24 protein-coding genes and 1 pseudogene are annotated in these 23,133 nt (G+C 75.2%); 10 read left to right on the forward strand and 15 right to left on the reverse strand.

Annotation, left to right across the window (positions count from 1 at the left end; genetic code table 11):
• Nucleotides 1-19 precede the first annotated feature (19 nt).
• Nucleotides 20-1,075: a hypothetical protein gene (locus GKE82_RS12535; protein WP_154733520.1), complete on the forward strand. Its 1,056-nt coding sequence runs from the start codon at nt 20-22 to the stop codon at nt 1,073-1,075.
• 70 nt (nt 1,076-1,145) lie between these two features.
• Here GKE82_RS12535 and GKE82_RS12540 read toward each other — a convergent pair whose 3' ends face one another.
• From GKE82_RS12540 to GKE82_RS12575, 8 genes are all read right to left on the reverse strand, one after another.
• On the reverse strand, nt 1,146-1,529 hold the full coding sequence (locus GKE82_RS12540; RefSeq protein WP_154733521.1) for a PepSY domain-containing protein: 384 nt from the start codon (nt 1,527-1,529) through the stop codon (nt 1,146-1,148).
• Nucleotides 1,517-1,903 carry a hypothetical protein gene (locus GKE82_RS12545; RefSeq protein WP_107567227.1) on the reverse strand — a complete coding sequence of 129 codons (387 nt, stop codon included), beginning with the start codon at nt 1,901-1,903 and terminating at the stop codon, nt 1,517-1,519. The genes GKE82_RS12540 and GKE82_RS12545 overlap by 13 nt, the downstream gene beginning before the upstream one ends.
• A 46-nt stretch (nt 1,904-1,949) precedes the next feature.
• On the reverse strand, nt 1,950-3,380 hold the full coding sequence (locus GKE82_RS12550; RefSeq protein WP_154733522.1) for a HAMP domain-containing sensor histidine kinase: 1,431 nt from the start codon (nt 3,378-3,380) through the stop codon (nt 1,950-1,952).
• Nucleotides 3,371-4,039, reverse strand: coding sequence for a response regulator transcription factor (locus GKE82_RS12555; protein ID WP_107567229.1), 669 nt, complete (start codon nt 4,037-4,039; stop codon nt 3,371-3,373). The genes GKE82_RS12550 and GKE82_RS12555 overlap by 10 nt, the downstream gene beginning before the upstream one ends.
• A 78-nt stretch (nt 4,040-4,117) precedes the next feature.
• Nucleotides 4,118-6,862: an aconitate hydratase AcnA gene (gene acnA / locus GKE82_RS12560; RefSeq protein WP_154733523.1), complete on the reverse strand. Its 2,745-nt coding sequence runs from the start codon at nt 6,860-6,862 to the stop codon at nt 4,118-4,120.
• Nucleotides 6,863-6,904: 42 nt separating this feature from the next.
• Nucleotides 6,905-7,315, reverse strand: coding sequence for a PIN domain-containing protein (locus tag GKE82_RS12565; RefSeq protein ID WP_154733524.1), 411 nt, complete (start codon nt 7,313-7,315; stop codon nt 6,905-6,907).
• The gene (locus GKE82_RS12570; protein WP_107567232.1) at nt 7,312-7,506 is read right to left on the reverse strand and encodes a CopG family transcriptional regulator; all 195 of its coding nucleotides are present in this window, start codon (nt 7,504-7,506) and stop codon (nt 7,312-7,314) included. The genes GKE82_RS12565 and GKE82_RS12570 overlap by 4 nt, the downstream gene beginning before the upstream one ends.
• A 75-nt stretch (nt 7,507-7,581) precedes the next feature.
• Nucleotides 7,582-8,616, reverse strand: coding sequence for a metal ABC transporter substrate-binding protein (locus GKE82_RS12575; protein WP_154733525.1), 1,035 nt, complete (start codon nt 8,614-8,616; stop codon nt 7,582-7,584).
• A gap of 57 nt (nt 8,617-8,673) precedes the next feature.
• On the opposite strand from GKE82_RS12575, the gene rpsR reads away from it, so the two are divergent.
• The 4 genes from rpsR to GKE82_RS12595 all read left to right on the forward strand — a co-directional run bounded on the left by rpsR (nt 8,674) and on the right by GKE82_RS12595 (nt 10,364).
• Complete coding sequence (gene rpsR / locus GKE82_RS12580) at nt 8,674-8,943, forward strand: 30S ribosomal protein S18 (RefSeq protein WP_107567234.1); 270 nt, start codon at nt 8,674-8,676, stop codon at nt 8,941-8,943.
• Nucleotides 8,940-9,626 (forward strand): DUF1826 domain-containing protein, encoded by a 687-nt coding sequence (locus GKE82_RS12585; RefSeq protein WP_154733526.1) that lies wholly within the window; start codon nt 8,940-8,942, stop codon nt 9,624-9,626. The genes rpsR and GKE82_RS12585 overlap by 4 nt, the downstream gene beginning before the upstream one ends.
• Entirely contained in the window at nt 9,623-10,090 is a 468-nt protein-coding gene (locus tag GKE82_RS12590) for a Fur family transcriptional regulator (protein ID WP_154733527.1), read from the forward strand. Before GKE82_RS12585 ends, GKE82_RS12590 begins: the two co-directional genes overlap by 4 nt.
• A gap of 85 nt (nt 10,091-10,175) precedes the next feature.
• Nucleotides 10,176-10,364 (forward strand): hypothetical protein, encoded by a 189-nt coding sequence (locus tag GKE82_RS12595; protein ID WP_154733528.1) that lies wholly within the window; start codon nt 10,176-10,178, stop codon nt 10,362-10,364.
• A 1-nt stretch (nt 10,365) separates the two neighbouring features.
• Here the strand turns inward: GKE82_RS12595 and GKE82_RS31435 are convergent.
• Nucleotides 10,366-11,753: pseudogene (locus tag GKE82_RS31435) on the reverse strand (flavin monoamine oxidase family protein).
• Nucleotides 11,754-11,860: 107 nt separating this feature from the next.
• Between GKE82_RS31435 and GKE82_RS30775 the strand changes: the two are divergent.
• Nucleotides 11,861-13,042, forward strand: coding sequence for a helix-turn-helix domain-containing protein (locus GKE82_RS30775; RefSeq protein WP_154733529.1), 1,182 nt, complete (start codon nt 11,861-11,863; stop codon nt 13,040-13,042).
• Nucleotides 13,043-13,057: 15 nt separating this feature from the next.
• Here GKE82_RS30775 and GKE82_RS12610 read toward each other — a convergent pair whose 3' ends face one another.
• Both GKE82_RS12610 and zigA read right to left on the reverse strand, forming a co-directional pair.
• Nucleotides 13,058-14,260 carry a GTP-binding protein gene (locus tag GKE82_RS12610; protein ID WP_154733530.1) on the reverse strand — a complete coding sequence of 401 codons (1,203 nt, stop codon included), beginning with the start codon at nt 14,258-14,260 and terminating at the stop codon, nt 13,058-13,060.
• The gene (gene zigA, locus GKE82_RS12615; RefSeq protein ID WP_107567241.1) at nt 14,257-15,492 is read right to left on the reverse strand and encodes a zinc metallochaperone GTPase ZigA; all 1,236 of its coding nucleotides are present in this window, start codon (nt 15,490-15,492) and stop codon (nt 14,257-14,259) included. Before zigA ends, GKE82_RS12610 begins: the two co-directional genes overlap by 4 nt.
• A gap of 61 nt (nt 15,493-15,553) precedes the next feature.
• Between zigA and rpmG the strand changes: the two genes are divergently transcribed.
• The 4 genes from rpmG (at nt 15,554) to GKE82_RS12635 (ending at nt 17,765) form a co-directional block, all read left to right on the forward strand.
• Nucleotides 15,554-15,721: a 50S ribosomal protein L33 gene (gene rpmG, locus GKE82_RS12620; RefSeq protein ID WP_107567242.1), complete on the forward strand. Its 168-nt coding sequence runs from the start codon at nt 15,554-15,556 to the stop codon at nt 15,719-15,721.
• A 64-nt stretch (nt 15,722-15,785) separates the two neighbouring features.
• Nucleotides 15,786-16,109: a hypothetical protein gene (locus GKE82_RS12625; RefSeq protein ID WP_154733531.1), complete on the forward strand. Its 324-nt coding sequence runs from the start codon at nt 15,786-15,788 to the stop codon at nt 16,107-16,109.
• A 248-nt stretch (nt 16,110-16,357) separates the two neighbouring features.
• Nucleotides 16,358-17,116, forward strand: coding sequence for a ferritin-like domain-containing protein (locus tag GKE82_RS12630; protein ID WP_196189198.1), 759 nt, complete (start codon nt 16,358-16,360; stop codon nt 17,114-17,116).
• A 13-nt stretch (nt 17,117-17,129) separates the two neighbouring features.
• Nucleotides 17,130-17,765 carry a ferritin-like domain-containing protein gene (locus tag GKE82_RS12635; RefSeq protein ID WP_154733533.1) on the forward strand — a complete coding sequence of 212 codons (636 nt, stop codon included), beginning with the start codon at nt 17,130-17,132 and terminating at the stop codon, nt 17,763-17,765.
• A gap of 30 nt (nt 17,766-17,795) precedes the next feature.
• Here the strand turns inward: GKE82_RS12635 and GKE82_RS30780 are convergent, their stop codons facing one another.
• Genes GKE82_RS30780 through GKE82_RS12655 form a run of 4 tightly spaced genes read right to left on the reverse strand, consistent with a single transcriptional unit; the run spans nt 17,796 to nt 23,121 of the window.
• On the reverse strand, nt 17,796-18,377 hold the full coding sequence (locus GKE82_RS30780) for a response regulator (RefSeq protein ID WP_309233574.1): 582 nt from the start codon (nt 18,375-18,377) through the stop codon (nt 17,796-17,798).
• Nucleotide 18,378: 1 nt separating this feature from the next.
• On the reverse strand, nt 18,379-18,642 hold the full coding sequence (locus tag GKE82_RS12645) for a hypothetical protein (RefSeq protein ID WP_154733534.1): 264 nt from the start codon (nt 18,640-18,642) through the stop codon (nt 18,379-18,381).
• 40 nt (nt 18,643-18,682) lie between these two features.
• Nucleotides 18,683-22,123: a thiol reductant ABC exporter subunit CydD gene (cydD, locus tag GKE82_RS12650; protein WP_154733535.1), complete on the reverse strand. Its 3,441-nt coding sequence runs from the start codon at nt 22,121-22,123 to the stop codon at nt 18,683-18,685.
• A complete protein-coding gene (locus tag GKE82_RS12655) occupies nt 22,120-23,121 on the reverse strand; it encodes a cytochrome d ubiquinol oxidase subunit II (RefSeq protein ID WP_154733536.1) in 1,002 nt (333 codons plus the stop codon). The genes cydD and GKE82_RS12655 overlap by 4 nt, the downstream gene beginning before the upstream one ends.
• Nucleotides 23,122-23,133: the final 12 nt, after the last annotated feature.

Genomic DNA, 23,133 nt, shown 5'->3' on the forward strand with positions numbered 1-23,133 from the left:
CCGACTCAGGAGATCGAACATGTCTGTCACCCGTACCTCCACCCTCATCGCCGGCGCCCTCGCCGCCGGCCTGGCCCTCGCCCCCGCGGCCTCCGCGCAGTCGACGTCGAGCAAGCTCGACATCAGCGGCGGCGGCACCACCCTGAAGCTCGACTCCGGCACCGCCAAGGCGCTGAAGTCGCTCGGCGTCTCGGTCGCCCCGACCGGCCGCGCGACCGCCGGCAGCGCGGGCGTCCGCTTCCCGATCACGGGCGGCGAGCTCGACCCGGCCTCCGCGGCCGGCGTCATCCGTCACACCGGTGGTCTGCGCCTCTCGGCCGGCCGCACCCGCGTGACGCTCTCCGACTTCACCGTCGCGGTGAACAAGGCCCCGACGATGAGCGCTCGCGTCAACGGCGGCAAGCGCCTCGGCGCGCTCGTCCCGGTCGTCGGCAAGGCGCGCATCACGCGTTCCGGCCTCGGCGTCACCGTGTCGCGGATCGACATCCACCTGTCCACCAAGGGCGCCGCGGCGCTGAACAAGACCTTCGGCGTGAAGGCGTTCAAGCCGCGCCTGAAGCTCGGCACGGCGACGGTCGCCACCTCGCTCGCCGAGGTCCGCTTCACCGGCGGCCAGACCGCCCTCGCGCTCGATCCCGGCGCCGTCTCCGCGCTGACGAGCCTCGGCGTCGCGCCCGGCATCGTCGGCCCCGCGGTCGCCAACCCGGACGGCTCGCTCGGCTTCCCGATCACCGGCGGTGGGGTGAACGCCAAGACGCTGGCCGGCCAGATCCCGCACTCGGGCGGCATCTCGCTGACGAAGGGCGGCACGGTCGTGCGGCTGACCGACTTCAACATCGACACCCGCAAGGCGGAGCTGACGGCGGCGATCAACGGCGGCGCGCGCGCCGCGATCCTGTCGCTGGACCTCAGCGCTCCGAAGGTCGACGTCTCCGGCCGCACCGTGTCGGTCGGCAACGTGACCGGCAAGCTCACCCAGGGCGCCGCCGACGCGCTGAACGCGGCGTTCGGCACCACGGCGTTCACGGCCGGCCTGACGCTCGGCGTCGCGACGGTCAAGGGCGAGATCGCGTAGGGCGACAGACCCCTCCGATCCGCGAGCGGCGGGCCTCCGGGCCCGCCGCTCGTCGTTCCGGGGACCGGTGTCAGCGGTCCCCGTCGTCCAGCTCGGTCCCGACCACGCGGCGCCCGCCGTCGAGGAGGACCTCGACGAGCGCGCCGTCGGCGCGCTGGACCTCGACCTCGTAGCGGCCGTCGTCACGGTCGACGCTGACGGCACGCCCGCCGCCCAGGTGCGCGGTCGCGAGGCGGGCGACGGCCCGCGCCTCCCCGACCGGCACCCCGTCGTCGACCGTGAGGGTCGAGGCCGCGGGCGCGGCGGTCCCGGCCGCCGGGGCGGCGATCGTCACGACGCGGTCCGGGCGGTCGCGGTCGTCGTCCCCGTCGAGCAGGTCGGCGCCGGCGACCCCCGCGCCGACACCGCCGACGACCAGCGCGGCACCCGCCGCGAGCAGGCTCAGTCGTCCCATTCGACGCGCTCCGTGATCGTGCGGGTCGTGCAGCCGTCCGCGCCGCAGGCGCGCACGCGGAAGGTCACGCGGGCGCCGTCGCGGCGGTCCGCGGTCCGGGCGGTGACGGTGCGACGCCATTCGCGCGAGCCGTCGTCGTCGACCTCGACGAGCCGGGCGGCGAACGAGCGTCCGCCGTAGAGGAACGTCACGCGGGTGGCCCCGCGCGTCTCGGCCTCCAGGCGCAGCCCGGTGCGGTTCTGGGTCAGGTCGGCGTCGCCGTCGACGACGCGGCCGGGCGCGGCGGAGGCGGCGGAGCTGAAGCCGACGGCCGCGATCGTGGCGGCGAGCGCGGCGCCGGCGGTGAGGGTGAGGGGGCGAGGGGTGGTGGTCATGGGACGACGGTGCCGCAGGCCGGATGAAAGCTCCGTGAAAACTGCGTCAGGTGGCGCGCAGACGCAGGCGCACCTCGCCGCCGCCCTGCGGGGCGTCGTGCACGATCGCGGTGCCGCCGTGGGCCTCGGCGATCAGCGCGACGATCGCGAGCCCCAGCCCGGCGCCGCGGCCGCTGCGGCCCTCGTGGGCCCGCGAGAAGCGGTCGAACGCCCGCTCGCGGAACGCCGCCGGGAAGCCGTCGCCCGCGTCGCGGACGGCGAGCACGACCGCGTCCCCGTCGGCCCAGGCGTGCAGCGTCACCGGCTCGCGACCGTGACGCAGCGCGTTGTCGACGAGGTTGCCGAGCGCCTGGGCGAGCCGCAGCCGGTCACCGTCCAGGCGCAGGCCGTCCGGCGCCTGCACCGCGACGGTCGCGCGCGCGGCGAACCGCCGCGCCTGCTCGCGCAGGAGCTCCCCGGCGTCCAGCGGTTCGCGCTGCAGCTCCAGGCGCTGTTCGTCGGCGCGCGCGAGCAGCAGCAGGTCCTCGGCGATCCGGCCGAGCCGCCGTGTCTCGTCGGCGGCGACGGTGAGCGACGCGCGCAGCTCGGGGTCCGCGTCGCCGAGGGTCTGCAGCGCGAGCTCGAGCTCGCCGCCGATCACCGCCAGCGGGGTCCGCAGCTCGTGGCTGACGTCCGACACGAGCGCCCGCTCGTGCTCGGCGGCCCGCTGCAGGCGGTCGAGCATCTCGTTGAGCGAGCGGCCGAGCCGCGCCAGCTCGTCCCCGCCGGGCGGCACGGGCAGCCGCTCCCCCGACCCCGGGTCGGCGATCGCGGCGGCCCGCTGCCGCATCCGCTCGACCGGGCGCAGCGACGCGACGATCGCCCCGCCGCCCGCCAGCGCGACGAGCACGAGCGCGACCGGCAGGACGAGCAGCAGCGCGCTACGGACCTCGCGCAGCGCCTCGTCGTGGTCCTCGTAGGTGGAGCCGACGATCAGCGCGTAGCGCACGCCGCCCGCCCGGACCTGCCGGGCCAGGACGCGGGCGCGGTCGGTCTCGTAGGCCTCGACGCCGGTCTCCTCGAGCGCCTCGAGGTCGATCTCGTCGGCGCCGTCGTCGTCCCCGGCCACCACGACGTCGCGCAGGCGGATGTCGCGCCCCTCGACCGCCGCGCGTCGGCCGGCGGCGTCGAGCAGCGGTCGCAGCGGCAGGCCGGGCGAGGACGAGACGAGCCGCTCGCCGGGGCCGACCACCTGCGTGAAGGTCTCCCCCGGGTCGTCGAGCCCGACGGTCAGGCCGGGCGCCGGGCCGCCACGGTCCACGAGCAGCCGGCCGACCGCGGCGGTGCGGGTCTCGAGCGTCTCGTCGAGCGCGTCGGTGAGCCGCGCCTCGAGCGCCGCGTTCACCAGCACGCCGCCGATCGCGATCGCCGCGACGATCGCGGCGAGGTAGGCGAGCGTCACCCGGGTTCGCAGCCCGGCCCGGCGGATCAGTCGCACAGCCGGTACCCGTGCCCGCGCACGGTCTCCAGCGAGCGGGCGCCGAACGGCCGGTCGATCTTGTCGCGCAGCAGGCGCACGTACGCGTCGACGACGTTGGACCGGTTCTCGTAGGCCATGTCCCAGCCGGCCTCCAGCAGCTCCGCCCGCGTCAGCACCTCGCCGGGGCGGCGCAGGAACGCCTCCAGCAGCGTGAACTCCTTGGCGGAGAGCGCGAGCTCGGTGTCGCCGCGCCAGGCGCGCCGTGCCGCCGGGTCGAGCCGCAGCCCGGCGGCCTCGAGCACCGCGGGCCGCTCGCGGGCGCCGCGGCGGGCGAGGGCGCGCAGCCGCGCGGTCAGCTCCTCGAACGTGAACGGCTTCAGGACGTAGTCGTCGGCGCCGGTGTCGAGCCCGCGTACGCGGTCGGCGGTCGCGTCGCGCGCGGTGAGCATCAGGACCGGCGACCACACGTCGGCGGCGCGCAGGCGCGCGCAGACCGCGAACCCGTCGGTGTCCGGCAGGCCGACGTCGAGGACGATCGCGTCGTAGGTGGCGGACCGCGCCATCCAGTCCGCGTCGGCCCCGGTCGCCGCGAGGTCGATCGTCATCCCCGCCCGCTCCAGGCCCCGGCGGAGCATGTCGGCCATCCGCGGATCGTCCTCGACCACCAGCACGCGCATGACGGCAGTCTTCCCGGAGTGCGGATGAAGGGGACGTGAAAGCCGCGCGGGTGGCGGCTCCCACGTCCCGATCGGTCGTTACGCCGCCGCGATCTGCCGCAGGACGTAGAGGAGGATGCCGCCGTGGCGGAAGTAGTCCGCCTCCTTGGGCGTGTCGATGCGGACGACCGCGTCGAACTCGACGTCGCCCGCCTTGACCTTGACGGTCTTCGGCAGCTCGCCGGCGTTGAGCGCGTCGGCGTAGCCCGTGATGTCGAACGTCTCCTCGCCGGTCAGGCCGAGCGAGTCGGCGGTCTCACCGGCCGGGAACTGCAGCGGCAGGACGCCCATGCCGACGAGGTTCGAGCGGTGGATGCGCTCGAAGGACTCGGCGATGACGGCGCGGACGCCGAGCAGGTTGGTGCCCTTGGCGGCCCAGTCGCGGGAGGAGCCGGAGCCGTACTCCTTGCCGCCCAGGACGACGAGCGGGATGCCCGCCGCCTGGTACTTCTCCGACGCGTCGGCGATCGCGACGACCTCGCTCGCGTCACCGTCCGGCCCGAGGTACCGCGTGACACCGCCCTCGGTGCCCGGTGCGAGCAGGTTGCGCAGGCGGATGTTCGCGAACGTGCCGCGGATCATCACCTCGTGGTTGCCGCGCCGCGAGCCGAAGGAGTTGAAGTCCTTGGGCTCGACGCCGTTGGCCTCGAGGTAGCGCCCGGCGGGGCCGTCCTTCTTGATCGCGCCCGCGGGCGAGATGTGGTCGGTGGTCACCGAGTCGCCGAGCTTCGCGAGCACCTTCGCGCCCGTGATGTCGGTGACCGCCTCGGGCGTCTGCGGCATGCCGTCGAAGTACGGCGCCTTGCGCACGTAGGTGGAGTCGGCGTCCCAGGCGAAGCGGTCACCGGTCGGGACGTCGAGCGCGTTCCACTCGGGGCCGCCGTCGAAGACCTGGCCGTAGCTCTTGTGGAACATGTCCGACTGCACGGCCTCCTCGACGGTCTGCGCGACCTCGGCGGTCGAGGGCCAGATGTCCTTGAGGTAGACGTCGCTGCCGTCGTCGGCCTGCCCGATCGGGTCGTTCAGCAGGTCGACGTCCATCGACCCGGCGATCGCGTATGCGACGACGAGCGGCGGGGACGCGAGGTAGTTCATCTTCACGTCCGGGTTGATCCGGCCCTCGAAGTTGCGGTTGCCGGAGAGCACCGACACCGCGACGAGGTCGTTCTCCTGGATCGCCGCGCTGATCTCCGCGGGCAGCGGGCCGGAGTTGCCGATGCAGGTCGTGCAGCCGTAGCCGACGTTGTGGAAGCCCAGGCCCTCGAGGTCGTCGATCAGGCCCGCGCGCTCCAGGTACTCGGTGACGACCATCGAGCCTGGGGCCAGGGACGTCTTGACCCACGGCGCGGCCTTCAGGCCCTTGGCGACCGCGTTGCGGGCCAGCAGGCCGGCGGCGAGCATGACCGACGGGTTGGAGGTGTTCGTGCACGAGGTGATCGCGGCGATGACGACGGCGCCGTCCTTCAGGGCGCAGGTCTCGCCGGAGGCGAGCGCGACGTCGGTGGAGCGGCGGGTCGCGGTCGCCAGCGGCGCCTCGTCCTCGACCGCGCGCTCGCCCGGCTGGTCGGTGGGACCGTCACCCGGCATGTACGCCTTGATCGCCTCGTCGAACGCGGAGGCGGCGTCGCTGAGCGCGACGCGGTCCTGCGGACGCTTGGGGCCGGCGATCGAGGGGACGACGGTCGAGAGGTCGAGCTCGAGCGTGTCGGAGAAGGTCGGCTCCTCCGCGTGCTCGTCGTGCCACATGCCCTGCTCCTTGGCGTAGGCCTCGACGAGCTCGCAGAGGTCGTCCGGCCGGCCCGAGAAGCGCATGTAGCGGATCGTCTCGGCGTCGATCGGGAAGATCGCGCAGGTCGAGCCGAACTCGGGCGACATGTTGCCGATCGTCGCGCGGTCGGCCAGCGGGAGCGCGGTGACGCCCGCGCCGTAGAACTCGACGAACTTGCCGACGACGCCCTTCTCGCGGAGCATCTCGGTGATCGTCAGGACGAGGTCGGTGGCGGTCGCGCCCTCGGGCAGCTCGCCCTTGAGCTTGAAGCCGATGACCTGCGGGATGAGCATCGGGATCGGCTGGCCGAGCATCGCGGCCTCGGCCTCGATGCCGCCGACGCCCCAGCCGAGCACGCCGAGGCCGTTGATCATCGTCGTGTGCGAGTCGGTGCCGACGACGGTATCGGGGTAGGCGGTGCCGGTCTTGTCGTCGACGAAGACGGTGCGCGCCAGGTACTCGAGGTTGACCTGGTGGACGATGCCGGTGTCCGGCGGGACGACCTTGAAGGAGTCGAACGCCTGCTGGCCCCACTTGAGGAACTGGTAGCGCTCCTCGTTGCGCTGGAACTCGATCTCGGCGTTGCGGCGGAACGCGTCCTTGCTGCCGAAGACGTCGACCTGGACGGAGTGGTCGATGACGAGCTCGGCGGGGACGAGCGGCTCGATCTTCGACGGGTCGCCGCCGAGGTCGGCCATCGCGTCGCGCATCGCGGCGAGGTCGACGACCGCGGGGACGCCGGTGAAGTCCTGCATCACCACGCGCGCGGGGGTGAAGTTGATCTCCTTGGACGGGTCGGCCTTGGCGTCCCAGGTGGCGAGCGCCTCGATCGACTCCTTCGTCACGGCACCGTTGCCCTCGGTGCGCAGGAGGTTCTCGAGCAGGACCTTCAGCGAGTAGGGGAGCCGGGCGACGTCGTACTGGGACTGCAGGGCGTCGAGGCGGTAGATGGTCAGGTCGCGGCCGCCGACCGAGAGGGTCGCGCGGGCGTCGAAGGAGTTCGGGTTCTCGGACATGTCAGGTCCTCTGGTGGTCTTGGTGTGCGGTGTGCGGCGGGGTCATGCGTCGTCGGGCAGCAGGACGAGCTCGTCGCCCGACGTCGTCTTCACGGTGCGGAAGTCCGGGTTGAAGGTGGCGATGCGCGTCGTCCGCAGTCTCTCCGCGAGCGCGACGAGCGACGCATTGGTGAGGCCGAGCGCCGGGTGGGCGCGCGCGATGCGCAGGGACTCGGCGAGGGCGTCGGCCCACCAGCGGGTGGTGTAGGCGCCGACCTCGAGGTCGTGCCAGACCTTGGCCTGGGCGCGGGCGCCGCCGCCGTCGCGGACCGCGACCTCGAGCTCGGCGACCGCCAGCGGCGTGAGGACGAGCTCCTCGTCGGTGCGGGTGAGCCACGCGACGGCGCGCTGGTGCTGGGTGGCGCCCTTGTCGTAGGCGGCGAGGAGCAGGGAGCAGTCGGCGACGACGCTCACGCGCCCGCCCTGCGGCTGTCGAACACGCCGATCGACGGCTTGGGCCGGCGCGGACGCTCGACCGCGGCGGTGAGCGTGCGGCGGATGAACTCGGCCTTGGTGATGCCGTCCTCGCCGGCGCGCTCGGCGAGCCGCGCGTCGAGCTCGTCGCTGAGGTAGATCGAGGTCTTCTTCACCGGCTGGTCGGCCATCCGGTGACGTAGGGTATCACCCTACATTCGGACCGCGGGGGTCGGATTTGCCCCCGCGGCGCCCGATCGGCCGGGTCAGCTCGCGCAGCCGGTGCTGCGGCCGGTGAAGCCGCGGACGAGCGCGTCGGCGTTGGCCTGCTCGCTGCTCAGGTACGTCGCGCCGGCGGAGCCCTCGGGCCCGAGCGTGTCGGCGTAGAGCGTCCCGCCGACCTTCGCGCCGGTCCGCTGGCTGATCGCCTCGGCGAGCTTCGGGTTCAGCGAGCTCTCGGGGAAGATCGCGCGCACGCCCTCCGCCTCGATCGTGCGGGCGAGCGCGGTCAGCTCACCCGCGGAGGCCTGCGCCTGGGTGGTCGTCGCGGGGATGATGGCGCCGACGACCTCGATGTCGTAGCGGGCGGCGAGGTAGCCGAACGCGTCGTGGTCGGAGACGAGCTTGCGCTGCGCGGCGGGGACCGCGGAGAAGCAGCGCTGCAGCCGCTGGTCGAGCGCGCGGACCTTCGTCACGTAGGCGGCGGCGCGGGCGCGGTAGTCGGCGGCGCCCGCCGGGTCGACCTCGGCGAGCTTCGTGGCGATGCGCTGCGCGGCGTACTCGACGTTGCGCGGGTCGTGCCACCAGTGCGGGTCGACGTCGCCGTGCTCGTCGCCCTCCTCCTCGCTGTGCTTCTCGCCCTCCTCCTCGGCGTGCTCCTCGTCCTCGTGGCCACCCTCACGCTCGACGGGGCGCCCCTGCCCGACATCGAGCACGGCGTCCTCGATGCCCGCCTGCTTGGCGACGTCCCCCGACCAGGAGTCGAGGTCGTCACCGGAGACGAACATGACCTTCGCGCCCGTGGCCTCACGCAGGTCCTGGGGGCGCGGCTCGTAGTCGTGCGGGTCGGAGTTGGCCTGCAGCAGCTGGGTGACGTCGACGCGGTCGCCGCCGATCTCGCGCGCGAAGTCGCCGAGCTGGGTGGTCGTGGCGACGACCTTGATGGCCGCGTCGCCGCCGCCCGAGCCGGCGGTGCCCGGGTCGTCGTCACCGCACGCGGTGACGGTCAGCGCGGCGGTCAGCAGGCCGGCCGCGAGCAGGGAGCGCGAGAGCGCGGAGCGGGAGGTGGTCGGGCGCGTCATGGACCACAGGCTAGCGCAAATAAGAATGATTCTCTTTCTCTACGGTACGCTCCCGTCATGGCCCGACCCACCACCGACCGACCGCGCCGCGGCAAGCCGCGCAAGCGCATCCTGCTCCCCGAGCCGATCAGCTACCTGGACATCCAGACGCTGTCGCAGTTCCTCACCGAGCGGGGCAAGATCAAGGCCCGCACCCAGACCGGCCTCTCGCGCCGCCAGCAGCGCGAGGTCGCCCAGGCGATCAAGCGCGCCCGCGAGCTCGCGCTGCTGCCCTACGTGCGCCGCGACGCGCCCGAGCCGCGCCGCCGCGGGCGGGGCCCCGCGTGATCACCGCGACGGCGACCCGCACCGGCCTCGGCCAGGTCGTGCGCGCGACCGTCCCCAGCGACGCCGACGCGATCCTCGACCCCGCCGCCGCGCTCTGGCGTTGGGAGCGGCACCTGCCCGACGCGACCGCGCGCCAGGCGGCCACGCTCGCGCGCACGACGCGCCACGCCGTCCGCGGGGAGGTCCTCGTCGCCGACCGCGTCCCCGCGATCGAGGCGCTCCTCGACGAGCTCGCCCCGGGCCGCGCCGCGGACCGCCGCGCGCTCACCCACGACATCGCCGCGCTCGCGTTCCTGCTCGCCCGCGTCGGCGGCGCCACCCGCGTCGCGGTCCGCGTCGAGACCGACCCCTCGGCGGGCTGCCCGCTGCTGCACGTCGACTCGGTCGCGCTGCGGCTGCTGTGCACCTACGTCGGCCCGGGCACCGCGTGGCTCGCGGAGGCCGACGCCGTCCGCGAGGAGCTCGGCCTGCGCGGCCGCACCCCGGAGCAGGCGAACGCCGCGATCGCCCCCGACGCGAGCGCGATCCGGCACCTCGCTCCGGGCGAGGTCGGGATCCTCAAGGGCTCGACCTTCCCCGGCTGCCGCCACGGCCTCGTGCACCGCTCCCCCGTCGGCGACGACGACCGCCTCCTGGTCGCCGTCGACCTGCTCGACCCACCCGCCCTGCAGCTGCGGCGATGAGCACGGACGTCGCGCGGGACAACGGCGACTGGATCGAGGAGGCGCACCGCGCGCTGGCCGCCGGCGGCCACCGCACCGGCGGCGCCCGGACCGTCGTCGTCGAGCTGCTCGGCCGCGTCGGCGGTGGCGTCACGGCGCAGGAGCTCGCGATGCTCGCGCAGCAGGGTCCGCGGCCCGCGAGCCTCGCCAGCGTCTACCGGACGCTCGGCATCCTCGTCGACCTCGGCCGCCTGCACCCCGTCGACGTCGGCAACGGCATCGCCCGCTACGAGCTCGTGCTGCCCGACGGCCAGCACCGCCACCACGTCGTCTGCCGGCGCTGCGCCCGCACCGACGTGTTCGAGGACGAACCGCTCGAGGAGGCGATCCACGCCGTGGAGCAGCGCACCCCGTTCGTCGTCGAGACGCACGACGTCGTCCTGCGCGGCCTGTGCCCGGACTGCGCGCACGACGACGGCGACTGACGCGAACGAGTCTCGTCAGCAGCTGCTCGCCCGGATCGCCCTGTCGGCCTACGGTGGGGTCCTCCCCTTCGACCCAGGAGATCCCATGTCCGAGAGCACCTGCACCGACGCGCACGACTGCGGCGCCCACGCCGACGACCACGTCCACGGCGACGGCTGCGGGCACGAGGCCGTCCAGCACGGCGACCACGTCGACTACGTCGTCGACGGGCACCTGCACCACCCGCACGGCGACCACTGCGACGACCACGGCCCCGCCGCCGCGGCCGCCTGAGTCAGACGCTCTGCGCGGCGGGGACCGGCACCGCCGTCTCCGCCGCCAGCACCTCCCGCGCCGCGCGCTCCCCCGAGCGGACCGCGCCCTCCATGTAGCCGGCGAACGCCTCGGCCGTCTCGGTCCCGGCCCAGTGGATCCGGCCGCACGGTCGGCGCAGGTGCGGCCCGAGCGACGCGAGCGCGCCGGGCACGCAGAACCCCGCGTACCCACCGCGCGAGAACTCCTCCTCGGCCCAGACGCGCTCGACGTAGTCGAGCGGCCGGCCGGCGCGAGCCCCGAACAGCCGCACGAACGCCTCGAGCACCAGTGCACGCCGCGCGTCCGGCGCCAGCGCGCCCAGGCGCCGCGCAGCATCCCCCTCCAGGAACCCGAGCAGCACACCGGCCGCACCGTCACGCGGCGAGTTGTCGAACACGATCCGCACCGGGCCGGTCGTGCACGTCGCCTGCCCGGAGAGCCCGTCCGCCCGCCAGAACGGCGTCTCGTAGACCGCCATGCACTTCGCGACCGCTCCCATCACCGAGCGCTGCGCGAGCTGGTCACGACCACCCGGGAGCGCCGGGGCGTAGGCGAGGCGGGCCGCCAGCGTCGGGGGAGCGCGACGATCACCCGCCGCGCCCGGGCCTCCACGCCGTCGGCGCGGACGAGCACCCGGTCGCCGGAGACGGCGACCGCCCGCACCGGCGCGCCGAGCCGCACCCGGTCCGCGATCGTCTCCGCCGCGCGGATCGCCAGGAGCTGCGAGCCGCCGACCACGCGGTCCTGCTGGGCGCCGCCCTCGGTCCCCAGCATCGCCTCCAGACCACCGCTGGAGCGCACCGCGGCGAGGAACTGCAGCAGCGAGATCTCCTGCGGCTGCGCGCAGAACAGGCCCTCGCACGCGTGCGTGAAGAACGCCCGCCCCAGCCGCGTCCGAACGTTGCGGCGCAGCCACGACGCGAGCGTCGTGCCGTCCCACGCGGCGGCGCGCGGCGCCTCCCACGGCGTCGCGGCCGGGACGCGCCGGGCCATCCGCTCGAGCCGCAGCTGCGCGACGGCCACCTCCGCCAGGGCCACGGGACTCAGGCGCGGCAGCGCGCCGCCGTAGCGGCGCAGGACTCCGCGGTCCTCGAACAGCGCATCCCCGGTGTCGTGGGTCGGGAACGTGGCGAGCCCGAGCTCGCGGATCCATGCGTGGACGCGCGTATGCGTGGGCCCGACCCACTGGCCGCCCAGCTCCACCACGCCACGTCCGCCGCCGAGCTCGTGGTTCAGCAGGCGACCGCCGACCCGGTCGCGCGCCTCGAGCACGACCACCTCCCGGCCCGCGGCGGTCAGCTCCCGTGCGGCGGCGAGGCCCGCGAGCCCGGCTCCGACGACGACGATCTGGGTGTCGATCCGCTCCATGCGGGGAGGATCGCCGGACCGCTCCCGCACCCACCGCACGAGTTCCGCGCATCCGCCGGCCGTCGATGCGCGAATGTCGCAGAGGACCGGCCGGTACCGTTCCCGGTGTGGATCCGGGGGCGGTTCAGCGGGCGGTGGAGCGCGTGGCCGGAGCGCTCGTCGCTCGCGAAGGCGAGCTCGAGGCCACGATGCTCGCGCGGTTCGGGGCGCAGGCGCCCGAGGCGGGGACCACGACGGACCCCGACGTCGCCGCGGCGATGCGCGCGAGCAGCCGTGCCAACCTCCGTGCCGCGATCCGCCATGTCGTCGATGGCGGTCCGCCGCTCCCGCACGGCGCGCCGGTCGAGGCGCTGGAGGAGGCCCGCACCTGCGCGGGTGCGGGGATTCCCATCGCCCCTGGGCTGCAGACGTACCGGATCGGCCAGGCGGTCGTGCTCGATGCCGTCCTCGACGTGCTCGAGACGCTGGACGATCTCGACGCCGCCACGCGGGGCGCGGCGCTGCGCCGGTGCACCCGCCGCTCGTTCGCCTACGTCGACGCGATCGTCCCGCTCGTCATGGACGAGTACACGCGGGAGCGCGACCGCCTGCTGCGCGGGCGCGAGCAGCGGAGGGCCGGGCTCGTGCGCGACCTGCTCGACGGCGAGCCGGTCGACGCGGGCGAGCTCGGCTACGACCTGGCCGCCACGCACCGCGCCGTGATCGCGTGGGGCCCGCGCGCCGAGGCCGTCCTGCTCGCCCTCGCCGTCGAGCTCGAGCTGCGCGCGCTGACCGTCACGGCGACCGCCACGACCGTCTGGGGCTGGTTCGCGGGACCGGCCGTCGCGGACGACCGGCCCCTGCGCGCGATGGCGATCCCGGACGGGGTCGGCCTCGCCGTCGGGCGCCCGGGAGCCGGGGCCGACGGCTTCCGCGCGAGCCACCGCGAGGCGCGCGCCGCCCAGCGGATCGCGGCGGCGACCGGCGCCGACATGACCTTTCACGACGACGTCGCGCTGGAGGCCGTGCTGCTCGCCGACGAGTCCGCCGCCCGGGCGTTCGTGGAGGCGGAGCTCGGAGCGCTGGGCGGCGACCGCGACGGCGCGAAGCTCCGCGAGACGCTGGCGGCGTACGCGGCGGCCGGCTTCAACGCCTCCGCGGCCGCGGCGACGCTGGGCGTGAACGACCGGACGGTCGCCTACCGGCTGCGCACGGTCGAGGAGCGCCTGGGCCGCCCGGTGCGCTCCCGTCTGCCGGAGCTGCTCGCGGCCATCCGCGTCGAACGGGTGCTCGGACCGCCGTCGGGGTGACGCCCCATGCGCCGCTCAGGCCGCGGCGTGCTCCGCGGTCCAGCGGGGCAGCGGGTCGGGCAGGTCGCTCCACGCGCGCGGGCCGGCCGCGAACGTCCCGTCGTCGACGAGGGCGCCGTCGAGCGTCGCCCGGATCGCCGCCTCGTCCATCTCGCGGCCGATGAACACGAGCTCCTGCCGGCGGTCGCCGTGGGGCTCCTGCCAGTAGCGCTCGTGGATACGGCGCATCTGCTCGGAGACCGGCCAGCGCGACTGCGGCACCGACGCCCACCAGACGCCGACGGGCCGGCTGCTCACCACCCCGCCCGCCTGCGACAGCTCGCCGACGTGGTCGTTGCGCGTCGCGAGCCAGAAGTACCCCTTCGCGCGCAGCACGCCGGGGAAGCGGGTCGCGAGCAGCGGCGCGAGGCGCCGCGGGTCGAACGGGCGACGGGCCTCGTAGACGAACGACCGGATCCCGTACTCCTCGGTCTCGGGCTGCTCCTCGCCGCGCATGACCTGCAGCCAGCCGGGCGCCTGCGCCGCGTGGGCGAAGTCGAAGAGCCCGGTGCCGAGCACCTGCGCCGGGTCGACGCGGCCGTGCGTCGCGCGGACGCGGCGGGCGCGCGGGTTCAGCGCGACGATCTCCTGCTCGAGCAGCTCGAGCTCGCGCGCGTCGGCAAGGTCGGTCTTGTTCAGGACGATCACGTCGGCGAACTCCACCTGGTCGACGAGCAGGTCGGCGACCGTGCGGTCGTCGCCGTCCCCGGCGACCTCGCCGCGCTGGGCGAGGTGCTCGTGCTCGGCCATGTCGCGCCGGAAGGCGCCGGCGTCGACGACGGTGACCATCGTGTCGAGCTGCGCGACGTCGGCCAGCGAGGTGCCGTCCTCGAAGCGGAACGTGAACGTCTCGGCGACCGGGAGCGGCTCGCTGATGCCGGTGGACTCGATGATCAGGTGGTCGAAGCGGTCCTCGCGGGCCAGCCGCCCGACCTCCTGGAGCAGGTCCTCGCGCAGCGTGCAGCAGATGCAGCCGTTGCTGAGCTCGACGAGCTGCTCCTGCGCGTGGTCGATCTCGACCTTCCCCTCGATCAGCGAGGCGTCGACGTTCACCTCGCTCATGTCGTTGACGATCACCGCGACGCGCAGCCCGTCGCGGTTGTGCAGCAGGTGCTCCAGCAACGTGGTCTTGCCGGCGCCGAGGAAGCCGGAGAGGACGGTGACGGGCAGGCGGCTCATCGCAGCGCCTCCCGGGCGTCGTCGGCCTCGTCGAGCTCGTCGGCGAACAGCCACGGCTCGAACGGGTCGGGCAGCGACTCCCAGCCACCCTCCCCGAGCTCCATCTCGGCGTCGGTGAGCAGGCAGTCGTCGAGGTCGGCGCGGATGGCGTCCTCGTCCATGTCGGCGCCGATGAAGACGATCTCCTGGCGGCGGTCGCCCCAGGGCTCCTCCCAGAACGGGTCGATCATCACGGCCTTCAGCTCGTCCTCGGGCCACTCGTGGCGCGGGACGGTGGCCCACCAGCCGCCGGCGGGCTGGAGCGTCAGGACGCGGCCCGCCTGCGCCCAGCCGCCCGCGATCACCGGGCGGCTCGCGAGCCAGAAGAAGCCCTTGGCGCGCAGGACGCCCGGCCACTCGCCGTTGGCGCGCTCCCAGATGCGGGTCGGGTCGAACGGGCGGCGGGCGCGGTAGACGAACGAGCTGATGCCGTACTCCTCGGTCTCGGGCTGCTCCTCACCGCGGAGGGTCGCGAGCCAGCCGGGCGCCTCGGCGGCGCGGTCGAAGTCGAACAGCGCGGTGTCGAGGACGAGTCCGAGGTCGACCTCGCCGCGGACGGCGCGGACGATGCGGGCGGCCGGGTTGAGCGTCCGGACGATCGCCTCGGTGCGGTCGAGGGTCTCGGCGTCGACGAGGTCGGCCTTGTTGAGCACGACGACGTTGGCGAACTCGACCTGCTCGACGAGGAGGTCGACGATCGCGCGGTCGTCCTCGTCGCTGAGCCCCAGGCCGCGCGAGGCGAGGTCGTCGACGCCGTCGCACTGGTCCAGGAAGGTGGAGCTGTCGACGACGGTGACCATCGTGTCGAGCCGCGCGATGTCGGAGAGCGTGCGGCCGGTCTCGTCGGCGAACGTGAAGGTCTCGGCGACCGGGAGCGGCTCGCTGATGCCGGTCGACTCGATCAGCAGCTGGTCGAAGCGGCCCTCGCGGGCCAGGCGCGCGACCTCGACGAGGAGGTCCTCGCGCAGCGTGCAGCAGATGCAGCCGTTGCTCATCTCCACGAGCTGCTCCTGGACGTGGTCGATGCGGGCGTCGCCGTCGCGGACGAGCTGCGCGTCGACGTTCACCTCGCTCATGTCGTTGACGATGACCGCGACGCGGCGGCCCTCGCGGTTGCGGAGCACGTGCTCGAGCAGCGTGGTCTTGCCGGCGCCGAGGAAGCCGGACAGGACGGTGACGGGGAGCCTGGTCATGCCGCCGATTATATAGGATTCGTTCTCATTCTCATGTAGACCGCGTTGCGAGGAGCGACCGATGGCGAAGAAGGGCGACACCCGCGTCACGATCCGGCTGGAGTCGACGGCCGGGACCGGCACGACCTACTGGACGACGAAGTCGAAGCGAAACACCCCCGGCCGGCTCGAGCTGCGCAAGTACGACAAGCGGATCCGCCAGACCGTCCTGTTCCGCGAGTCACGGTAGCGCTTCCGCGCCAAAATGCGACGGCTGGACGTCCGCCCCGTGAGGGCGGTCGTAGTTGCGGTCAATGGCCGAGCAGCCCACACGACGCGCGCCGCGCCCGGGAGCCCTGCTCTTCGCGGCCCTCGGCGCGCTCGTCGTGCTCGCGGCGCTCGCCGCCGGCGGGCTGCTGTTCCTCGTCCCGCTCGCAGTGCTGCTCGCGCCGCTGCTGCTCGGCCGATACGTCGGCGAGGAGCGCCTCGCGCGGCTGCTCACGCGCCTGCGGCCCCGCCGCGTCCCGCGCGTCCGCCCCGCCACGCCCGCGACGCACGGCGTGGACCTCGGCTTCCGCGCCCACGGCCTGCTCGCCGCCTTCCGGCTGGCCGAGCGCGGGCCGCCCACGTTCGCCTGACCGCGACCCAGCTGCACGCCCTCCGCGCGTGCCGGCCTATGTGGTGTGGGCCTGCACGCGAGCCAGGGCGTGTCGGTGGCGACGGTCCGCCGAACCCGGTCGTGGCGTCTCCCGCGCTGCACCCGACATCCGCTTCGGCGGCGCCCGCCGCCCCGATCGGCCGGGGCGTCCCTCCCCCCATCCAGGGCGGGACGCCCCGCGCCACCCCCATGTCGTTCCAACCCAGCAGGACACCTGAGGAGGTACCGATGGACCCGGACCAGCCGGTGATGGACCAGCAGGACACGAGCACCCGCATCGTGCGCGGGAGCGCCCTGGACGAGCTCCAGCGCGACCCCTCGTCGCGGGCCACCTTCCTGCGGATGATGGGTGGCGGCGGTGCCGCGCTCGCGCTCGGCACCCTGCTCGCCGCGTGCGGTGACGACGACGAGGACTCCGGCTCGACCGCGAGCACCCCCGCCGAGACCACGACCGCGGGCGCCGACACCGGTGACGCTGCGGGCGACATCGAGATCGTCAACTACGCGCTAACGCTCGAGTACCTGGAGACCGACTTCTACAACCAGGTCATCGCGGCGGACATCATCAAGGACAAGGCCGTGCTCGAGATCGCCAAGAAGTTCGGCGAGAGCGAGCAGGCGCACGTCGACGCGCTGAAGACCGCCGTCGAGGGCCTGGGCGGCACCGCCGTCGAGGCGCCGAAGACGAACTTCGACGACGTCCTCGGTGGCGGCCTCGAGAAGGTCCTGCAGGCTGCGGCCGACGTCGAGAACCTCGGCGCCGCCGCGTACCTCGGCCAGGCCGGGGCGATCAAGAACAAGGACATCCTCGCCGCCGCGCTGTCGATCCACAGCGTCGAGGCCCGCCACGCGGCGGCCCTCAACCAGCTGATCGGCCGTGGCTTCACCGCCGACGGCGGGCAGGGATCGATCCCCAACGGCGCGTTCGCCAAGCCGATGGACAAGGCCGCCGTGCTCGAGGCCGTCAAGCCCTTCCTCGCCGCGTAAGGAGACCGTGAACATGAGCCAGAACATCCAGGTCCCCGAGCTCGCGCAGATCAAGGTCCACGGTCACACCCGTGCCGCCTTCCTGACGCGTGCCTCCCTCTCCGCCGGTGCCGTCTTCGGCCTCGCGGCGGTCTCGCCGATCACGCGGGCGGCCATCGCGCAGTCCGGCGGTGGCGACCTCGACATCGCCAACTACGCGCTCACCCTCGAGTACCTCGAGGCCGCGTTCTACGCCCAGGCGCTGAAGGAGGTCTCCGGCCTCTCCAGCGACAACAAGAAGCTCGCGACCGAGCTGCGCGACAACGAGGACGCCCACGTGGACGCCCTCAAGGCGATGATCAGCGACGCCGGCGGCACGCCCGTCGACGTGCCGACCGTCGACTTCGGCGACTCGTTCAAGGACGAGGCCACGTTCCTGAAGACCGCCAACGTCTTCGAGGACCTCGGCGTCAGCGCCTACAACGGCGCCGGCCCGCTCATCGAGAGCACCGACATCCTCGTCGCGGCCGGCACGATCGTGCAGGTCGAGGCGCGGCACGCGGCGCTCGTGCGCCTCGCCCGCAGCAAGCCGCCGGCGCCGCAGGCGTTCGACAAGGCCTCGACGATGGACGAGGTCCTCGCCGCGGCCAAGCCGTTCATCAAGAGCTAGATCGCAGCACCCCGGACCGCTGCGCCCCGCTCAGGTGGGGCGCAGCAGGTCCTCCCGCGCGACGACGTCGCGGGCGACGTCGACGAGCTTGGCGTTGCGCTTGCGCGCGGTCTGCTGCAGCCGGCGGAACGCGTCGGGCTCGGGCAGGCCGAGCGCCTCCATCAGGATCGCCTTCGCGTGCTCCACGACCTTGCGGTCCTCCAGCGCGTGCCGGGCGGTGCTCACCTCGTCCTCCAGCGCGACGAGCTCGGCGTGCCGGCTCGCCGCCAGCAGGATGCTCGCCTCGAGCTGACGGTCGTCGACCGGCTTGACGAGGTACGCGTTGACGCCGTGGGCGACGCACCGCTCCAGCAGGTCCGGGGCCGGGACCCCGGTGATGATCACGACGGGCCGGCGCAGCCCCATCTCGGTCAGCCGCTGCGCGGCGCCCAGCCCGTCCAGGTGCGGCATGTGGACGTCGAAGAGGTAGAGGTCGGGCTCCTGCTCCTGCGCGAGCTCGACCGCCTGCACGCCGTCGGCCGCCGGGCCGATCACCTCGTGCCCGAGCGCGGCGAGCCGCGCGCCCAGGCCGAGCGCGATGACGGGATCGTCCTCGGCGACGAGGATCCGCACGTCAGCCGCCCCGGTCGGGGGTCGCGGTGCGGGCCCGGACGACCGAGCCCGGGACGAGCGTGGGCACCGGCAGCCCCTCCTGCGCGAGCGCCGCGGTCCAGCGGTCCAGCCGCACCGGTCCGTCGAAGACGACGTGCAGCGTGTCGGGCCGGGAGGTCGGCAGGACGTCCCGGACCTCACGGCAGAGGAACAGCTGCCAGCGGATCTCGCCGCGGCGGGCGCGGGCGGGGAAGGCGTCGGGGAAGCGGAGCAGGCAGAGGGTCATGACCGGTCCTCGGGCAGGGGGCAGCGGCGACGGGAGGCGGTCATGGCCTCGGGGCGGTACCGGCCGTGGGCACCAGCTCGATTCTAGCCGTCCCGTCGCGCGGGGCCCGGGCGTCGGCGAGGACGCCGCCGCGCAGCTCCAGCACCCGGTCGAAGCCGTCGAGACCGGTCGGATCGTGGGTGACGACCACCAGCGTGCGTCCGCGCGCCGCCCGCCGCGCGTCGGCGAGCACGGTCGCCGCGGTGGCGTGGTCGAGCATCGCGGTCGGCTCGTCGAGCACGAGGACGTCCGCGCCGCTGAGCAGCGTGCGGGCCAGCGCGATGCGGCGCCGCTGACCGCCGGAGACCGCCGAGCCGTCCTCCCCGACGAGCGTGTCGAGGCCGTCGGGCAGCGTGGCGAGCCACGCGGCCAGGCCCGCGTCGGCGAGCGCGGCGCGGACCTCGTCGTCGGTGGCCTGCGGGCGGCCGATCCGGACGTTCGCGGCGATCGTCCCGGCCAGCAGGTGCGCGTCCTGCCCGCCGAGCCGCACCCGGTCGCGCAGCGCCGCGGGGTCGGCGTCGCGCAGGTCGACGCCGCCGAGGCGGACCGTCCCGGCGTCCGGGTCGAGCTGGCGGGTGAGGAGCGCGGCGAGCGTCGACTTGCCGGTGCCGCTCGGGCCGACGATCGCGACGTGCTCGCCCGGCCGGACCGTCAGGTCGACGCCGCGCAGGACGGCGGGCGTGCCCGGGCCGCCCGGCCGGTGGGTGACCGACCGCAGGCGCAGCGCGGCGGGCCGCGCCGGCAGCGGCCGCGGACGGGCGGGAGCGGGGGTCGCCTGCGGCCCGTCGGTCGCCGCGGCCAGCCGGCGCTCCGCCGCGCGGACGGCGGCGAGCCGCTCCTCGGCCTCGGGCAGCGCCCGCGTCTCCTCCATCGTCGCGAGCCCGAGCAGGACCAGAGCGCCGAGCCAGACGGGGTCCAGGCCCGCCGACGACGCGACCGCCAGGACGGCCAGCGTGCCGAGCCCGGCCACCGCCGAGGCGAGCCCCGCGCCCGTGGCGATCGCGGCGGCGACCTGCCGCTCGGCCCGCGCCACCCGGCCCGCGGCGTCCGCGAGCTCGGCGCGGACGCGCGGCCCGGCGCCTGCGACGGCGAGCTGCGGGCCGTGCTCGAGCGCCTCGTCGAGCGTGGTCGCGTAGCCGTCGCGCGACCGGCCGGCGCCGTCCAGCGCGGCGCGGACGAGACGGCGCACGAGGCCCGGGACCGCCACCAGCGCCAGCGCGCACGCGGCCAGCAGGACCGCGCCGGCGGTCGGCAGCAGCACCGTCGCGCCCGCGACGCCGAGGACGACCGCGACGGCCGTCGCCACGCGCGGCACGAGGACGCGCAGGTCGCGGTCCGGCAGGCGGTCGACGTCGGCGGTGAAGCGCGTCAGCGCGTCGCTGGCCCCGGGCCTCCCGGGCAGGCCGACGCGGTGGGCCAGGCGCTCGAACAATGTCGCGCGCTCGCGGGAGGCGCGGTGCAGCGCGAGGTCGTGGGAGGCGAGCCGCTCGAAGTAGCGGGCCAGCGCCCGGGTCGTGCCGAGGGCCCGGACCACGACGATCGCGGTCAGCAGCGCGAGCACCGGCGGGCGCTCCGCCGCCCGGACGATCAGCCAGCCGGACGTCGCCAGCAGCCCGAGGCCCGCGGCACTGCCGAGCAGCACGAGCGCGAGCGCCCGGCGGCGCGACGCGGGGCGCGGGACGGCGGGCCCGGGCGATGCGGCCGTGGTCTCGGGGACGGGATTGCCGCCGCCCGGGGTGGCCGGCGGCGACGCCGCGTGCCCCGAGGGCACGGCCGGCGTCGCGGGTCGGTCCGGCGCCGCGGGCGGCGCGACGGCGAGCCGCTGCGCGCAGGCGTCGGCGAGGAGCGGGTCGTGGGTGGCGACCACGAGCGTGCGGCCCTCCGCGGCGGCGACGATGCCGCCGACGACACGGCGGGCCGTGGCCCGGTCCAGGTGCGCGGTCGGCTCGTCCAGCAGCAGCACCGGCGCGCGCGACACGAGCACCGCGGCGAGCGCGAGCCGCTGCTGCTCGCCGAGGCTCAGCGGTCGGCCGCCACGCCCGACGGGCGTGTCGAGCCCGCCGGGCAGCGCCCGCACGAGGCCGTCCGCCGCCGCACGCTCCAGCGCGGTCCAGAGCTCCGCCTCGGGCGCTTCGGGGGCGCGCGTGCGCAGCAGGTCGCGGACGGTGCCCGCGGGCAGGCCGGGCAGCTGGTCGAGCCAGGCGACGTGCGACCACCACGCGTCGCGGTCGAGCTCCCGCAGGTCGATCCCCGCGGCACGCACGGTCCCCGCGGCCGGCGCCACCACCCCGGCGAGCAGCGCCAGCGCCGTCGACTTGCCCGCCCCGGACGGCCCGACGATCGCCAGCGAGCCGCCCGCCGGGACGCGGACGTCGAGCGCCGCGAGCCCCTCCCCCTCGCGGGCGCCGCCGCGGACGGTCGCGCGCTCGAGCGTGAGCGCGGACGGTCCCGCCGGGACGGGCCGGGTGCCGGCGGGGGGCAGCGGGCCGTCGTCGTCCAGCACCGCGAGCAGCCGCTTGGCCGCCTCGACCCCGTCCTCGGCGGTGTGGAAGCGCGCCCCGGCCGCGCGCAGCGGCGCGTACACCTCGGGGGCCAGCAGCAGCACGAACAGCCCGATCGCGAGATCCAGCGAGCCGGACGCCAGCAGCACGCCGGTCGTGGCGGCCGCCACGGCGGTGCCGAGCATCGCCAGCAGCTCGAGCACCAGCGCGGACAGCATCGCGACGCGCAGCGCGCCGAGCGACTCGACCCGCAGGCGCTCCCCGACCTGCTCGAGCACCGCGGCCTGCGCGTCGGCGCGGCCGTGCGCGCGCAACGTCGGCAGGCCGCGCACGACCTCGAAGAAGTGGGCCGACAGCGTCGCGAGCGCGTCCTGCCGCTCGCGCGCGTGGTCGGCCGAGCGCCGCCCGACGAGGATCAGCAGCAGCACCGCGGCGGGCAGCGTCAGCAGCAGCAGGACGCCGACGACCGGGACGCGGACCGCGATCGCCACGGCCATCGCCAGCGGCACGATGCTCGCCAGCACGGCCTGCGGCAGCGCGCGGGCGAACAGCTCGGCGAGCGCGTCGACCCCCTGCACCGCACCGCCGACGAGCTCGCCGCGCCGCGCCGACGTCAGTCCGCGACCGCTGCCCGCCAGGGCGCGCTCGGCCAGGCCGGCGCGCAGGTCCGCCTGCACACGGGCCGCGGCCGCCCGGCCCAGCAGCTCACCGGCGGCGACCGACGCGGCCCGCAGCAGCACGAGCCCGGCGAGCACGAGCGCGGCGGACAGGCCGAGCGCCCGGTCGGAGAACGCCGCCGCGTCGACCGCGTCGGCGATCCCCCAGGCGAGGCCGATCGTCGCCGCGGCGCCCAGGCAGCCCGCCAGCACCGCCCCGACGAGCAGCCGGCGCGCCGCCGGGGTGCGGCCGAGCAGCAGGCGGCCGATCTCGCGCCCGGTCATCGCAGCCCCTCGAAGAGGCCCTCGCCCAGCCCGCGACGCGGCCCGGTGCTGCGCCGTCGCCCGGCGAGGTGCAAGACCCAGAGCAGGACGGGCAGCAGCGCGACCGTGATCGCCGTCATCCACGCCAGCGTGTAACCGCCCGACGCGCTGGTGGCGAGGTCGACGCCGCCCGCACCGGCGATCACGCGCGAGCCCAGCGCGGCGACGAGCGCGCCGAGCAGCCCGCCGACCGCGACGCCCGCCGCGTGGTGCGCGACACGGGCCCGGCCCTGCCTGCCCGCGACCGTCAGGGTCGCCAGGGCGGCCCCCGCGACGACGAGCAGGGCGACCGCGAGCGGCCCGGCGGTCACGCCGTCCGCCGCCCCCTGCGCGACGCCGACCGTCGCGGCGACGCCGAGGACCGCGGCGAGCGGTGCGGCCCAGCGCAGGCGACGGGTCGCGGCAACCGCCAGCGCCCCGCTGGTGCGGTGCGCCAGCAGCGCGGCGCCCATCGCGTGGCAGAGGGCCAGCAGCGCGAGCCCGGCGAGGACCGTGCTCCACGACAGCACGTCCACGCCGCCCCGCGCGAGCGACCCGTCGGCCGCCGCCGCCCACGCCACGCCCCACCCGACCGGCAGGACGGCGGAGCAGGCGATCACCGCGCGCGTCCACCGCTCCCGGCCGATCGGCGAGTGGTGGTCGGCGAACTCGATCCCCGCGTGCCGCACGATCAGGGCGAGGATCAGCACCACGAGCGGCAGGTACAGGCCCTCGGTGAAGCCCGCGTACCAGGCCGGGAAGGCGCCGAACATCGCGCCTATCGCGCAGATCAGCCAGACGTCGTTGGCCTGCCAGGTCGGGCCGATCGCCCGCAGCGCCGCCTGGCGGTTCACCGTGCGGGCGGCGCCGCTGCCCAGGCGCAGCAGCATCGTCACGCCGAGCTCCGCGCCGCCGAGCACGAGGTACAGGGTCCAGATGCCCGTCACGAGGACGAGCCAGATGGTCTCCAGGGAGGTCATCGTCGTGCTCCT

Origin of the sequence: Conexibacter sp. W3-3-2, from assembly GCF_009707605.1 — a bacterium.
Taxonomy (GTDB): domain Bacteria; phylum Actinomycetota; class Thermoleophilia; order Solirubrobacterales; family Solirubrobacteraceae; genus Paraconexibacter; species Paraconexibacter algicola.